Below are 12,812 nucleotides of genomic sequence, written 5' to 3'. Positions count from 1 at the left end.
TCAGGTGACTGTGCGCAAAGAACGCAGGTGCAGATCGGCCACCCGCGCGAGCTCGGCAACACCGGAGCCGGACTGCGCGAGGACACGCAACCCCGAGATGGCCGAGGAAACCATCAGTGCCGCGTCGCGCGCCGCGACGTCCTTGCGTAGGGTGCCGTCCAGCTGACCGGCTCGCACGGCGTCGGCCAGCAGTGCGAGTTGAACGTCCGCGTAGCGATCGAGGAGACCCTGTACGCGCGACTCCCTGGCACCGAGATCGGGTGCCATCCGCGACGCCACGATCATGCAGCCCGCGGCGTGGCCGTTCCCCTCGGCGGCACGTTCCTCGGCGAGGACAACATCGAAAAGCGTTGCGAGGCGCTCGATTCCGGACAGGCGCTGATCGGTCAGGATCGCCTCCTGCTGTTGGAGGGCGAGGGTGGTATGTCGCTCCAGCGCGCGAACGAACAGCTCGTTCTTCGAGATGAACGTGTTGTACAAGCTGCTCCGCCGCACACCGGCCGCCTCGCACAGCTGCTCGGTCGATGTGTCGGCGAACCCGCGGACTCGGAATCGCCCCGCGACCGCATCGAGAACCGCCGCTTCATCGAACTCCCGTGGCCTGCCAGCACCCATGACGAGCACTCTACCCATTCTGGACTTCGAGATACAAATTATGGACCGTCGGCGGGGTCGCGGTTGCCTGCCGACCGGCCCTGCCGAAAATCTGGCGATACAGATCGCTCCCGGTGAAATGTACTGGCAGTGCGCCGAATCCGGCACCTACCCGGCCTACCTATACATCCACCGGCGGACCGGTGCGTATCAGATGGCCCGGCCGCACCCGCTATCCAGACAAACACTCTGGGCACTGCACCGGCAACGATCCTGACCACACGCCCACCAATTCCGAGGTGCCGACTAGTAACACTCCCCTGCCGCCCACAAGGCGGTTGCGGAACCTCGTTCTCGCCTTGAAAAGAACCCTCCCGAAGCCCGAATTACCTTGGGGTATTGTTAGTTTCGGCGAAGACAAGCAGAATCGGCTACAAGGTGGCCCAAAAGATCATCGAGCGAAAAGGTGAATTGTGGAGAAACTCAATCGAGAACAACTGATCGATCTCGTCGGCCGATTGATCAGTCGCGAGGGTGGCGACGAGGAGACACAGGATCGATGGATGGACCAGATAGAATCTTCGGTGTCCGATCCGAATATTGTTGAATATATCTATCACGACTTCTCGACTCCGCCCCTGACACCAGAGCAGATCGTCGACAAGGCGCTGGCCTATCAGCCAATTGCGCTCGGCGGACCTGAATAGTTCTGTCGATACGGAGTTGGCGGCCGCGCATATGAGGCACACCGGTACTCGATCACCCGCTCGGGAAACTCAGGTCCGGCGATATCGGTCTCGGTGAGGATTTCGGTCATCGTCTCCCGAGTGATCACCAGCTTCGACAGCATCTGCTCGGCCACCACCAATTGCTCGGTCAGCTCTGCGATCTGCCGCCGCAGGTGCTCGACCTGCTCGGCAGCCGCCGTCTCACGCCGGGCAAGCTCATCACGCCACGACACCATCGCCGCCTCCCTCGGAGTTCACCCCGTTCCGACGATAGGCCGACCATCACCACGACAACCGGCAGACCCCGCAGAGGTATTCGTCCCGCATCGCAGGGATCGCATTCATCCGCGCCTGGTACTGCGGATTAACAAACCGGAGAAACAGGATGTCAGTGGCATTCGACAGTTCAAGACTCACTCCTGGACGCTCCCAGCACATTTCCGGTTCCGAACCCCGACGACTGGTGGTCGGGGCGCCGAACTGGTCAATGAGTCGGTTCGAGAGTTCGGTGAACGCGTCGGCGACGAACTCCACCGTTTCGGGATCGTCCTCTTCGCCAGCGTCGGTGACGCAGACCGTAATCCACTTGATCTCGTCTCCACCACCGGTGACGAGGGCTGCCTGATTGTCGATCTGCAAGGTCGTCGCCAACGTTGCGCTGAGCGGCCTCGACTCGGTGATCTGCCAGCCCAGGGCTTCAGTCAACGGACCCAAGTCAGCATCGACCCATGTCCAGCCGAACCCAACACCCACCCGCGCGACCTCGAAAGCCCCGCCAATATCAGCACGCATACGCGAAGACTACGTTCGCGAACCGGACCGCGAGGGCGACCTCGGTCCGCCAACCCGTCTACCCGATCAGTTTGTTCACAAGCACTAAGCTTGAGATTTAACCTCTGTTGGACGTTTGCGCTGGTCGGCGGGGTTTGACGTCTGCTTGTGATGGGCGGGCCGGTGTAGGCGTGGCCGGTGACCAGGATCAATCCCACGTCCTGGCGGGCGACGGGGTGGTGTTCTTCGGCCCCGGTGGGCGTCCGGGTCCGGGTCGGGAGGGTCTGAGATTCGTTCTGTCGCAGGAAAAATCATCTGCCAAGGACTTCGCCAACCGTGAGACCGACCGCCCTGCACATCAGCTGAGGCTAATCTCAAGCTAAGAGCGACGCCGTGCTTGTAGTCCATTCCGGGTATGCGCTGAGGTCGCGTCGAGGACCGCGCGAGCATCGCGACGGCGAGCAGGGTCGGGGTGGCCCACAGCGGTGATGCCGGCGTAGAGGCGGACAGGGCCATCGTTCCGTAGCCACCAGATCAGGCTGCCGACCGCGCTCACCACACCGAAGCAAGTGAGAATGTGGTTGATCATGCCTAGGTTGTATGCGGCGTGATTCACCGATCGCCGCAGTTGGCGACACGCTTGAGCGGCATCGGATCCGAGCCATGTGTGCTCACGTTGAGGCCGCATATAAACGGGTAGCCGGTCGCCGCCGGGGCCAGGTGAAACAGCCGGTCCGGGTAGTCCGGGAAATCATGGAGGAGCTTATGGTGCCAGCAGAGGCAGTAGAAGCCGACAGCGTGCCGATAACGAAGAAGATGGTCGCCGACGAGACTTGCCACCCGCTACAACAGATCAAGGGTCGACCGGCTCGTCACGACCTGGGCGACGTCCTTGTCGAAGTCGGCTCCTTGTGGGTTCTTGTTCCCCTGGAAGTTCGCGCCGAAATCTTGGCGTCGATGATCGAGCGCGACCGTGCCGTCCAAACATCGGAACCAACTGCAGGGCAAGTGACCAGGGATATCAGGTCTTTCGCGGCATTGCGACTAGCTGGGTTCGAGGGCCCGGAGTGGGAGAAATGTGCGCGCGCCCTCATCAAGAATGCGACAGGCGTACTCGAGGCGTGGATGAGATCCGGGCACCTGCTCAAGGAATTCAAGTCCAAGCGGATCATCTACAGGCCTTCGTCCCGTGAAGCCGAGAGGATGCTCCGCGACGGCCACTACCGCCAGTCACTGATCAACATCGTCGTGGCGATCGGGCTGCAAACGTTCCGCGAGCGCTGTCTTCGAGGGACAGGGTGGCGCCCGGAGCGTGGTGCCTCGTTGGCAACCTACTTTCTAACCGGCTGCTTGCACGCGACGGCGAACGAGCTACACAAGCAGCGTCGTGCCGACGAGCGCGAACGCAAGAGCTTCGAAGCTGCGCTACACCATGAGATCACCGAGTCTCGCTACGACCGGCGTGTGGCCTCCGACCCCAGCGACGCGGTCAGCGATCACCTGATCCTGCACGAGCACCTGGCCCAGCTGACCATGCGGGATCGAAACATCGTGTGGGGCAAAGCCTGCGGCTATTCGTACCGACAGATCGCCGAGTTCTACGGCGAGCCGTCCGCACGCAAGGTGGAACAACGATGGACGATACTGACCAGGAACGTCCCCTGGATCCGACGACTGTCCGACGGAAAGTCGAAATAGCTCAATACGAGCTTCCCGAAGCCGCCGTTCACCGTCGGTTAAGCGCGCGAGCGCGTTGGCCTGACCCAGACACAGGTCGGGTCAGTATCGATGCTATTTTCATCGAAACTGCGTTTGCCACATCCGATTTCGCTGTTTCTCCGAGCCAGAACCGGACCGATAGCCCGCGGTCGACAGTGCAGGGTCTCAGCAGCATCGACCGACGAGGTATACCGAGTTAATCAACCTTCGCCAGCGGGGGTGCCTCGCTTCTTGAGGAAGGCTCCCAAGCTGCTCATCGCGTGCGCGTGACCGCTGTCGGCGGCTTTGCGTTACCAGGCCTCGGCGTCACCAAGTACGCCTCGCATCTGAAGCATGAACCCGAGGCGGTACATCGTGCCTGTGTTGCCGTTCTCCGCAGCTTTGCGAAACCACCGAGGCTGAAAGAGACCATTAGGCACACGTGATTGGGACTTGCCAATTAACGCTCATTCCGCCCCAACGCCTATCCCTCAACTCGCCAGCAGCACGCTGGGGCAAGGCCGCCGCGCGGCGAATCTTACACGCCATCAACACTTTGCGGTGTTTAGGCCGATTGCGAATTCGCGATGGCTTGCGGCGCAAAGAGATACAACACCGAACCAGCGCCCGAGATTGACGACCTGGATCCACCGCGCGGGACTGCCCACCCAGCAGCACAACAGCAGGGGCCCGCGAGGGAGCACCTGCTCAGATCTCTGGCGAGCCGACCCACTTCAAAGGCCTTGCCCCACAACAGATTCACGCCGGACTGGCTTCCGACGCAGTTCCGGCCACCGACACCACCGCACCGGCGGCCGGGTAGCGATCTGCCCATTTCCGGAACGAGCCCGGTGTGTGATTGGGTAGACTAATGGGTCCACCATCGTCGGTCGCCTACTCCACCGTGCGGCGTCGCCCACAGTCTCGGAGACCATGCGAGCGCGTCGCTCAATCAACATGGGCGTTCACGATCAGCGGCCAATCCCGCTGTGCTCGACTAGAATTCGTCGCCAGACCTATTCATGGGAGGGGGCGGGGATAACTTGTCGCGTCATGCGCCCCCACCGCTGGTAGACCGAACCGATGAGCTCTCGCAACTACTGACGTGCGTGGACCGCTCGATCCACCGCGGCGAGGGTGCCGTCGTGGTGATGCGCGGGGAGGCGGGTGTCGGCAAGTCCAGCCTTCTCGCGACCTTCGCCCATGTCGCGGTGCAGCAGCATGCGGATGTCGGCTTGCTGTCCGGGTATGGGCAGGCGATGTTGAATTCTCTTGCCTCGGACTCATTCCAGGCGGTACGTGAATGCCTGAGGTCGTTGACCGCGTCGGCGGAGCGTTCGGGATCTCGAACTCTGCTGAATCGGGTTGCGTCGTCGTTTCGCGAGCATGCACCGGATTGGATCGAATCCGTACCGGTGGTCGGGCAGTTGTTGGCAGCTGGGATGCGAACCGGGCAGACGTTCTTCGCATCTGGCAACCGGCAGTCCGAGATCGACAGTCGGCTCGATCAGTTGTTGCGGTTGATCGCGGACCTGGTCACCGATCATCCACTCCTGCTGATTCTCGATGATTTGCACTGGGCCGATACCGCCACGATCGACTTGCTGACCACGGTCGCGTTACGGATTCGCGGTCCGTTGATCCTCGTACTGGCGTACCGCCCAGATCAGCTGCGCTCGTCCGAGCAGACGCATCCGCTGCAGCGGGCTGTGTTTCGGCTGTGCCGCTACCGGCCGGAGACCGAGGTCATCGAACTCGAGAGGTTGTCGGGGGATGACACCGAGCAGTTGGTACGGCGCTCGACGGGCGGGTCCAATCTTGCGCCACAAGTGATTTCGCGCATTGTCGCGCTGAGTGCGGGCAACCCATTGTTCGCCGAATCGTTGGCACGGCTGGGCAGTCACGCGAGTGGTCCTGCACCGCAACAGATCACAGCTGTGCTCGAGGAGCGGTTGTCGTATCTGAGCGGTACTGATCAGCGACTGATGGAGACCGCGGCACTGGTCGGGTACAGCTTCGAGGTCGACTATCTCGCACGCTTGCTCCGTATCGATATCGACGATGTGTATGAGCGTTTGGACGTGCTCTACGACGAGCATGGACTCGTCCGTCCTGCCGAATCTAGGGGCGAGTACGACAGATACATGATTCATCACCCCCTGTTCGCTCAGATTCTGCGCGACCGCGGGGCCGCGAACCCGCCGCACTGGCGGCGTCAGCACGCCAAACTGCTCGACATCCTCGAGGCCGAGCCCGAGTGGGACGACGAAACCTATGTGCGAGCAGCTGCGGTCGCGATGGCCGCGCGTAACCGGACCAAGGCGGGGCGACTAGCGCTCGAGGCGGCCCGACGCCAGTTCGGGTTAGGGGCAGTGTCCAAGGCTCGTGATCTGGTTCGGATCGCGGTCGAGCAAACGCCCTCCTTCGCCGCGTACAAGCTTCTGGCGGAATGTCTAACCGCTGAAGGTGATCATGCAGGCGGCACCCACGCCTGTGCCGCAGCTCTCGCGAGGGTGGGTGCGGAAACCATTGCCCCGATGTTGAAGCCCATGTACAGATGTTGTCGGCGCGCAACCTGCGCATGACATGCCGGTGGGTCGAGACCAGCCGTGTCCTGGATGAGTTGACCACCGCATACCCTGATCCAGGTGAGATCCGAGCAGAAGCGTTGATGCTGAAAGCCGAAGTCGCGCTGTGTGGTCCGGCTCAGGACACCACTCGATGCATCCAGCTGTGTGATGCGGTGGCCGCAATGAGTACCAACTCGGAGGTGCAGTCCCGCGCGTTCGGGCACCGAGGGCTGGCCCATCTTGCCGCCTATGAGATCGCTGAGGCTGAGCATTGGCTGACGCGCGCGATCGACGCCGCGCGCACAGCTGGTCACCCGTACGTCGAATACGAAGCGCTGCACTGGTTGAGCAAGAAGACAATGGCATGTCTGGAGCTGGGTCGCTCTTGGGGCCTGCTCGAACAGTTGGCCCGCATGTCTCAAACCTCGGGAGTTGCGAGCGAAAATCCGCCGCACCTGCGGGACTCGAGTCGTGTGCTGGGCCTACAGCACCGATACCCCGAAGCCGCCGAAGGGTTCGCCCGATATCTCGATGTCAGCTTGCCCGCAGCGCTCGGCCGGGTGACAGCCACCCTCGCCTTCCAGCTCTGGGAGTTGGACGAACTGTACGGTCCTGCGGCCAGTAATCGTCTGGTCGCCGAGCTCCGCGGCGTGTGCCGCGAAGAGATCCTCGCTCCCGATCGCTGCGCGCTACTCGCCGACCACCTCATTATCCTCGGGCGCCGCTCCCCGGGCTGGGACCCGGTGCTGTTCACAGTCGCGGAATTGGGTGTCTCACAGGCGGATACACAAGCCGCGGACGCGATCTTCCGATTCGACGTGCCCAGCCTCACCTGGTTGCGTTCGCTGCCCGGTACCGGGGTGGGCGCGTGAAGTCGCTTGCGCAGCAGACGTTCGCCCTCGAACCTGGCCTGATCCAACTCAACCACGCGTCCTACGGTCTCCCCACTCGCTCGATCCTGGCTAAGGCCGAAAGTGTCCGCGCACAGATCGAATCCGATCCCAATCGCTACCTCGGTGGTGAACTCACCGAGCAACTGCGCACCGAGACAACCCTGACGGCACACGGTTTCGGGTTGGAACCGCATCTGATGACCCTGTGCAGCAATGCCACCGCGGGCGCGGCGGCGCTGATGCAGTCGCTTCCACTCACCGCAGTGGACACCGTTGTCGTGCTCGATACCGAGTACTCCTCGATACGCCGTGGATGGGAAATCGCCTGCGCGAAAGCGGGAGCTCAGCTGATCGTCTGCCCCGTCTCGCTGCCGTTCCACGAACCCGAGCAATTGCTGGCCGCCCTCGATGCCCGCGTTCCGGATCGCGTGACCTATTTGCAGGCCAGTGCGATCTCCTCCTCGGCAGCCATTCGGCTTCCGGTTCACCGGCTGTCGAAATGGGTCCGAAGTCGCGGCGGTGAGCTGATTCTCGACGCCGCACACGCCCCCGGCCATATACGGCTCTCCCCTACCGAGTGGGGTGTGACAGCGATGTTCGGCACCATGCACAAATGGCTGCCCAGCCTGCGCCCGGTCGGATTCCTCTGGCTTGCACCCGAACTCGTCGACCGTGTCCACCCCGCCGAGGTCTCTCTCACCTGGGACTCCCCCGACCTGGTCGAGCGGTTCTCCTGGCCAGGAACGTACGACCCAGTGCCCCGCCTGTGCCTAAGCACTGCTGCAATGCAATGGCTTAGCTGGAACGAGGGCGGTCTGCTCACCGATTGCGACAGGTTGGCTCACACCGCATCGCAAGCGCTCGAGCACATCGGGGCACGACCCACCAGCACGAACCCCCTGTACCTCCCCCCACGGATGCGGGCTTTCATTCTGGACGATGTGACGGTATCCGAGGTCAAAGCCGCCTTGAGCGCAGCCGGCATTCGCGCATGGGTTGGCCCAAGCCCCCAAGGCGAAACCCTCCTTCGAGTTTCCACCCACATCTACAACGACGACGACGACATCAACTCCCTCACCAGCCGACTGCAGGAGGTACTCGCTCGATGATGGTGCCGCCGATACCCGAACGGCTCGAAAAGGCCATCATCTTCCTCCGCGGCGAGCACGACGGCCGAGCCTGGCTCGACGCACTACCCGAGCGCATCACCCACTACGCCCAACTCTGGAATCTGACCCTCGAGAGCATCGCCGACAGCGGCGCCATGTCCTGCTGCGTCTACAGCACCACCCTTGACGGTGTACCAGCGGTCTTGAAGATCCCGGTCGACACAGATTCGGGTCACGTCGAGGTACAACTACTTCAACGGTGGGCCGCCGCACACGCGGCACCCGAGATCTTGCAGTGCGCCAACGATTCCGGGGTCTTCCTGATGACCCGAATCATCCCAGGCACCATCGCCTGGCCGATCGACGGCACCGACGACGCCCACCGATTCGGTCGGTTACTCACTCGACTGAACCAGCCCGGCCTGACGCAGCCTCCGGCGCTCAAGGACGTGGCCGACATCATGACCATGCGAATGGACTGGGCACGAGAACGCTTCGCCGATCCGCAATACAGCGACGCCATGGATCACTTCCGCGCCTCTGAACGACTCGAACACGCGCAACGTGTGCTCGACCGCCTACTTGAAACCACTGCCACACAACATGTCCTACACGCCGATCTGCAAGCGAAGAACATCCTGCACGGCCCCGACCGCTGGTACACCATCGATCCGTTGGGGGCCTTCGGCGACATCAATGCCGAAGCCGGTCTGTGGATAGCGGTACAGGACTCTCCGGGCACGACCCTTGACCGGTTGCACCAATTGTATGAACACCCGCTACTCGATCCAATTCGCCTGCACGCCTGGACATTTATGCTTTCGATACTGGAATACCGCCCGTACCTGCCTGCTTCCGCGACACGGATGGAGGCCTTCGTGCGGGCCAGCAACGTAGACACGGTGCTCGCGGCGATCCGATGAGTCGTCCTGTCGCCCGTATATCAGAACGCTCCAGCGGAAGCTGGCCACGTAACGGTGAGTGGGCAACTCCCCGCCCAGGCGGTATAGCTCGACCTTGTCTACGGTTCACATGCCGCGCACGTTTCAGGTGCACGATATTCGGCAGTTCGATGCGTTCGGCTGTCCCGAACCGCGCGGGACCCGGGAGATAAGTGGCGAAATTGGGCAACGAGCACGTCGAACCATGGGCAGTCGTAGCAGCGCCCACTACGCCAGACTCTCTGGGGTGCCCCTCATTCCCTTTGAAGCGCAAGGCTTCTCACAACTCCCACATTATGGCCGCATGTATGCCTCGATGCCGATGCTGCAATGGGCGGCGGTCACCGTTGGCGTGTCCGCGATCTCTGCATCGACCGGCAGCCGCCCACTGGCTGAACTCTCCTGGCGCTCAGCGCTCATGGACGCCAGCCTGGAGCAGAGTGGAAATCGCTGGTTGAAGACCGATGCCTACGTAAGATTGGACGCAAGCGAGAAGTCCGCCGTCAGCTACTTCCTCGGTATGGCCCAAGCGCAACTGAGCAGCGACCTACTCCTGGGTGTGCCATCCCTTGTTCACATCGACACATACTTGCGCACCATCGGCCAGAGCGTGCGCAAGAGCCGTCCAGACTTCCTCGGGTACGACCCGCGGTTGCGACATGCGATTGTGTTGGAGGCGAAGGGACGTACCCATGGCTACACTGACGCGCTAGTCGCTTACGCGAAGAATCAAGCAAGCAAGCTGCCGTCGCTTAATGGCGCCGCCACGACAGCCGAGATCGCATCGGTGGCATGGTTCGACGCCGATCGGGTGTGGCATGCACTCCTCGTCGACCCTCCTCGCAGGAGGCAGGTGACCATGCACCCCGCCTTCGCCGTCCTCGCGGCCCACTACGTGCCAGTCGTGCGTGCCGCAATCGCCACCCGATCCGTGGAAGACGACGGCGAACGTGTCTGGTTCGAGGTCAGGGCGGTAGATCTCACAGTCAGTCTCCCCTCTCCGATCTTTCATGCTGTCAGAAACGAGGACCGTGACGAACGAGAGCCCTGGTCCGAGCGGGCTCTCAGCGACGCCGGACACACCATCGCCGATCTCATCCGTCAAAATACTGCAGCTTCCGAGATATCGTTGCAGCCGAATTTCGCTGAGCAGGTCGGAAGCTCGACTGAGTACCACGGCGGCGATCTCATCGGTATCCACCTCGGTGACTCGTGGATGGACCGCCTACGCTGACGACTCAACGGGCGTGTGGACGCGGTCAGCAGAACGCAGGTATTGGCTGGTCGTGCCCAGCCGACCTCGACGACATCGCGGCAAACTCCTCCGGATACAGCTTCGGCGGGGTGGACATCCTTCCAGCGAGGACCAAGTCCTCACAGATCAGCGAGTCAACCGCACTCGGGGGGATTTCACCTGCGAGGACGCCGGAACCCGTGCAATTGAGCAATCGGCGGCAGTCGAGAACCTGATCCTCCACTCAACGCTTAACTCACCGTCAGGCGCACACATACGACCAGGAGCGCACATGATCGTTACCAGACTTCGGCCGGACCATATCGACGAGGTTATCCAGCTCATGGAACTCGGACGGCCATACATCAGTGCACGCACCCGATCCGACTACTGGCTGTACGCCACGCTGTTTTCGACCACGTGCCCGGTAGCGATCGACGGGGACGGCACTATCGCTGGTGCAGTGATCGCTTTTCGAAGCCAAGACAGCCCCGCGGACGTCTACGTGCAGGACGTCATGATCCATCCCGGGTACCGGCGGCAAGGGATCGCAGGCGCTTTGCTCAAAAGCGTGCAGGCCCAGGCCGAAAAGTGGTCTTGCCAGCGCATCTACCTCACATCCGAACCGGCGAATCACGCCGCGCACACCGCGTGGACCTCGCTGGGTTTCCTCAACATTGCTGGCGATCACACCGTCGAGGGCGTCTCCGTCATCACCGATTACAAAGGGCCGGGGAAAAGCCGAGCCGTCTACGAGCTACCTCTGCCGAGAAGTGTTGTCGGCAACCCCTGAAGACCGACCCCCTGGCGAATTCCGAACCTTAACCCCCATGGCGGGGTTGACGCTTGCGGGGTGATTGCTATCGAGGATTGGGCCGAGATCAGGCGGATGCAAGTCCAAGCCCGCCGCCAATGGCGGATGCATCGAGGCGGGCGAAGATTTCATCACCGCGGCAAACCGCGAGACCCGCGAGGAGGTCGGAGTCGACCCCCAACTGACCGATGCGGATCTCGCCGTCGTCGTGCAGCTTGATTCAACGCACGACGGCGGCGCTCGCGCTGTCTACACCTACGTGGCAACAACATGGACCGGAGACCCCGCGATCAAGGAACCCGAATTGTGTTCGGCGATTGCGTGGTTCCCAATCGAGGCCCACCCATGGGCACCATGTCGAGCACCGTGGCAGGGCTCGCGCTCATCGCCAACAATTGGTCATAGTGACGCTTACCTTTGGAGTGGCCCTGGCGTCGGCAGAATCGCTGCCAGGCGGCTGTCGTTGCTCCAGCGCGAGCCCAGGATTCCGATGGCGCTCCAAAGTATGATCGCCGGCGCTGCAGGGCCTTCCAGCAACATCGGCGCGCAGCGGTCGCCGAAACCGAATACCACAGCCCATCGATCGAGGTCGGGATAGAATTTCTGCCACCGCGCCGTAGTCAAAGGACATCCATCCCGCATGGGTGGTACAGCAACGAATTCTTTTGTTGGTCAAAAGAATTGGGCATCCTTGAAACTGGCGCCAACGTGGTGCGGCGGCATTCTGCGCCGCGCGCGCTCGCCGACTGTTCCCGATTGCCGTAGCAGCCAGTGAACTCGCCACGAACAGCGGACCGCCGAACGCGAACGTTGAACGTTGAATATAGCGGCCGTCACCTGCGAGCCAGCGAGCGTAGAACGCGCTTGCCGATACGAGGGCAACCTCATCGGAGTCCAGCACCAGGCCTTGGACGGTCAACGGTGGTGGCACCCGCCCCGCCAGATACGCCAGCGCCGCTCCACGGGCGTAGCTCATCCAGTGATCAGCTTCCGCTGTGGAAGCTACCGCATCGCGCGAGGCATTCATTCGCATCACAGACCCCCATCTGCCAGACCACGTTCCCCCAACAGCCCGTCGCCGTAAGAGCATAGTCAGCAGAAACAGACTTTCAATCCCTATGACAACTGGAGCTTTTCGACTCCACAGCCAGGCACCCCATGGCCGATCGGTCCCGCTGGCCACCACGGGCAGCCTCGAACCGGCCGTATTGCGCCGCAAACGGATCCATATCACTGTCCCGAACAGCTCCGTCCTTCGGAGGCATGGCCTAGCGCGCGTACCCACTAGTACCTCAGAGCCCACTGTTCTGCTGGACACGCACCTGCACGGCTCGCAGCGCGAGTGGCACTCCGAGTCTGTCGGTTGGCACTGAAAGTCGGTTTGAGGAACGCCCCGACCCGCGAACATTGAAATCCGCGTCCGCACACCAGGCTCCACAGAGGGCGACCATGGCTTCTGG

At 62.1% G+C, this 12,812-nt stretch carries 12 protein-coding genes; 9 read left to right on the top strand and 3 right to left on the bottom strand.

The features are described from left to right. A complete protein-coding gene (locus tag ACFVUS_RS27885) occupies positions 1-615 on the bottom strand; it encodes a TetR/AcrR family transcriptional regulator (RefSeq protein ID WP_387774729.1) in 615 nt (204 codons plus the stop codon). A gap of 452 nt (positions 616-1,067) precedes the next feature. On the opposite strand from ACFVUS_RS27885, the gene ACFVUS_RS27880 reads away from it, so the two are divergent. Beyond that, positions 1,068-1,301 carry a hypothetical protein gene (locus tag ACFVUS_RS27880; protein ID WP_387772622.1) on the top strand — a complete coding sequence of 78 codons (234 nt, stop codon included), beginning with the start codon at positions 1,068-1,070 and terminating at the stop codon, positions 1,299-1,301. On the opposite strand, the gene ACFVUS_RS27875 is transcribed toward ACFVUS_RS27880, so the two are convergent. Together ACFVUS_RS27875 and ACFVUS_RS27870 are read right to left on the bottom strand one after the other, a co-directional pair. After that, positions 1,271-1,558, bottom strand: coding sequence for a hypothetical protein (locus ACFVUS_RS27875; protein ID WP_387772620.1), 288 nt, complete (start codon positions 1,556-1,558; stop codon positions 1,271-1,273). The genes ACFVUS_RS27880 and ACFVUS_RS27875 overlap by 31 nt on opposite strands. A gap of 46 nt (positions 1,559-1,604) precedes the next feature. Next, positions 1,605-2,114 carry a DUF6301 family protein gene (locus ACFVUS_RS27870; RefSeq protein ID WP_387772617.1) on the bottom strand — a complete coding sequence of 170 codons (510 nt, stop codon included), beginning with the start codon at positions 2,112-2,114 and terminating at the stop codon, positions 1,605-1,607. Positions 2,115-2,861: 747 nt separating this feature from the next. Between ACFVUS_RS27870 and ACFVUS_RS27865 the strand changes: the two genes are divergently transcribed. From ACFVUS_RS27865 to ACFVUS_RS27830, 8 genes are all read left to right on the top strand, one after another. After that, complete coding sequence (locus ACFVUS_RS27865) at positions 2,862-3,791, top strand: hypothetical protein (protein ID WP_387772614.1); 930 nt, start codon at positions 2,862-2,864, stop codon at positions 3,789-3,791. 1,022 nt (positions 3,792-4,813) lie between these two features. After that, positions 4,814-6,376: an ATP-binding protein gene (locus ACFVUS_RS27860; RefSeq protein WP_387772611.1), complete on the top strand. Its 1,563-nt coding sequence runs from the start codon at positions 4,814-4,816 to the stop codon at positions 6,374-6,376. Beyond that, a complete protein-coding gene (locus ACFVUS_RS27855; protein ID WP_387772608.1) occupies positions 6,349-7,233 on the top strand; it encodes a hypothetical protein in 885 nt (294 codons plus the stop codon). The genes ACFVUS_RS27860 and ACFVUS_RS27855 overlap by 28 nt, the downstream gene beginning before the upstream one ends. Further along, positions 7,230-8,363 (top strand): aminotransferase class V-fold PLP-dependent enzyme, encoded by a 1,134-nt coding sequence (locus ACFVUS_RS27850; RefSeq protein ID WP_387772605.1) that lies wholly within the window; start codon positions 7,230-7,232, stop codon positions 8,361-8,363. Before ACFVUS_RS27855 ends, ACFVUS_RS27850 begins: the two co-directional genes overlap by 4 nt. Then, the gene (locus ACFVUS_RS27845; RefSeq protein WP_387772602.1) at positions 8,360-9,286 is read left to right on the top strand and encodes an aminoglycoside phosphotransferase family protein; all 927 of its coding nucleotides are present in this window, start codon (positions 8,360-8,362) and stop codon (positions 9,284-9,286) included. Before ACFVUS_RS27850 ends, ACFVUS_RS27845 begins: the two co-directional genes overlap by 4 nt. 265 nt (positions 9,287-9,551) lie before the next feature. Next, the gene (locus tag ACFVUS_RS27840; RefSeq protein WP_387772599.1) at positions 9,552-10,538 is read left to right on the top strand and encodes a hypothetical protein; all 987 of its coding nucleotides are present in this window, start codon (positions 9,552-9,554) and stop codon (positions 10,536-10,538) included. A gap of 292 nt (positions 10,539-10,830) precedes the next feature. Further along, entirely contained in the window at positions 10,831-11,331 is a 501-nt protein-coding gene (locus tag ACFVUS_RS27835) for a GNAT family N-acetyltransferase (protein WP_387772596.1), read from the top strand. Between the two features lie 64 nt (positions 11,332-11,395). Next, a complete protein-coding gene (locus ACFVUS_RS27830; protein WP_387772593.1) occupies positions 11,396-11,950 on the top strand; it encodes an NUDIX domain-containing protein in 555 nt (184 codons plus the stop codon). Positions 11,951-12,812: the final 862 nt, after the last annotated feature.

The sequence above is a fragment of the Nocardia sp. NPDC058058 genome, assembly GCF_042885355.1.
GTDB lineage: Bacteria > Actinomycetota > Actinomycetes > Mycobacteriales > Mycobacteriaceae > Nocardia.
Note: the sequence above shows the minus strand (reverse complement) of the source record. Positions and strands in the feature narration are given on the sequence as shown.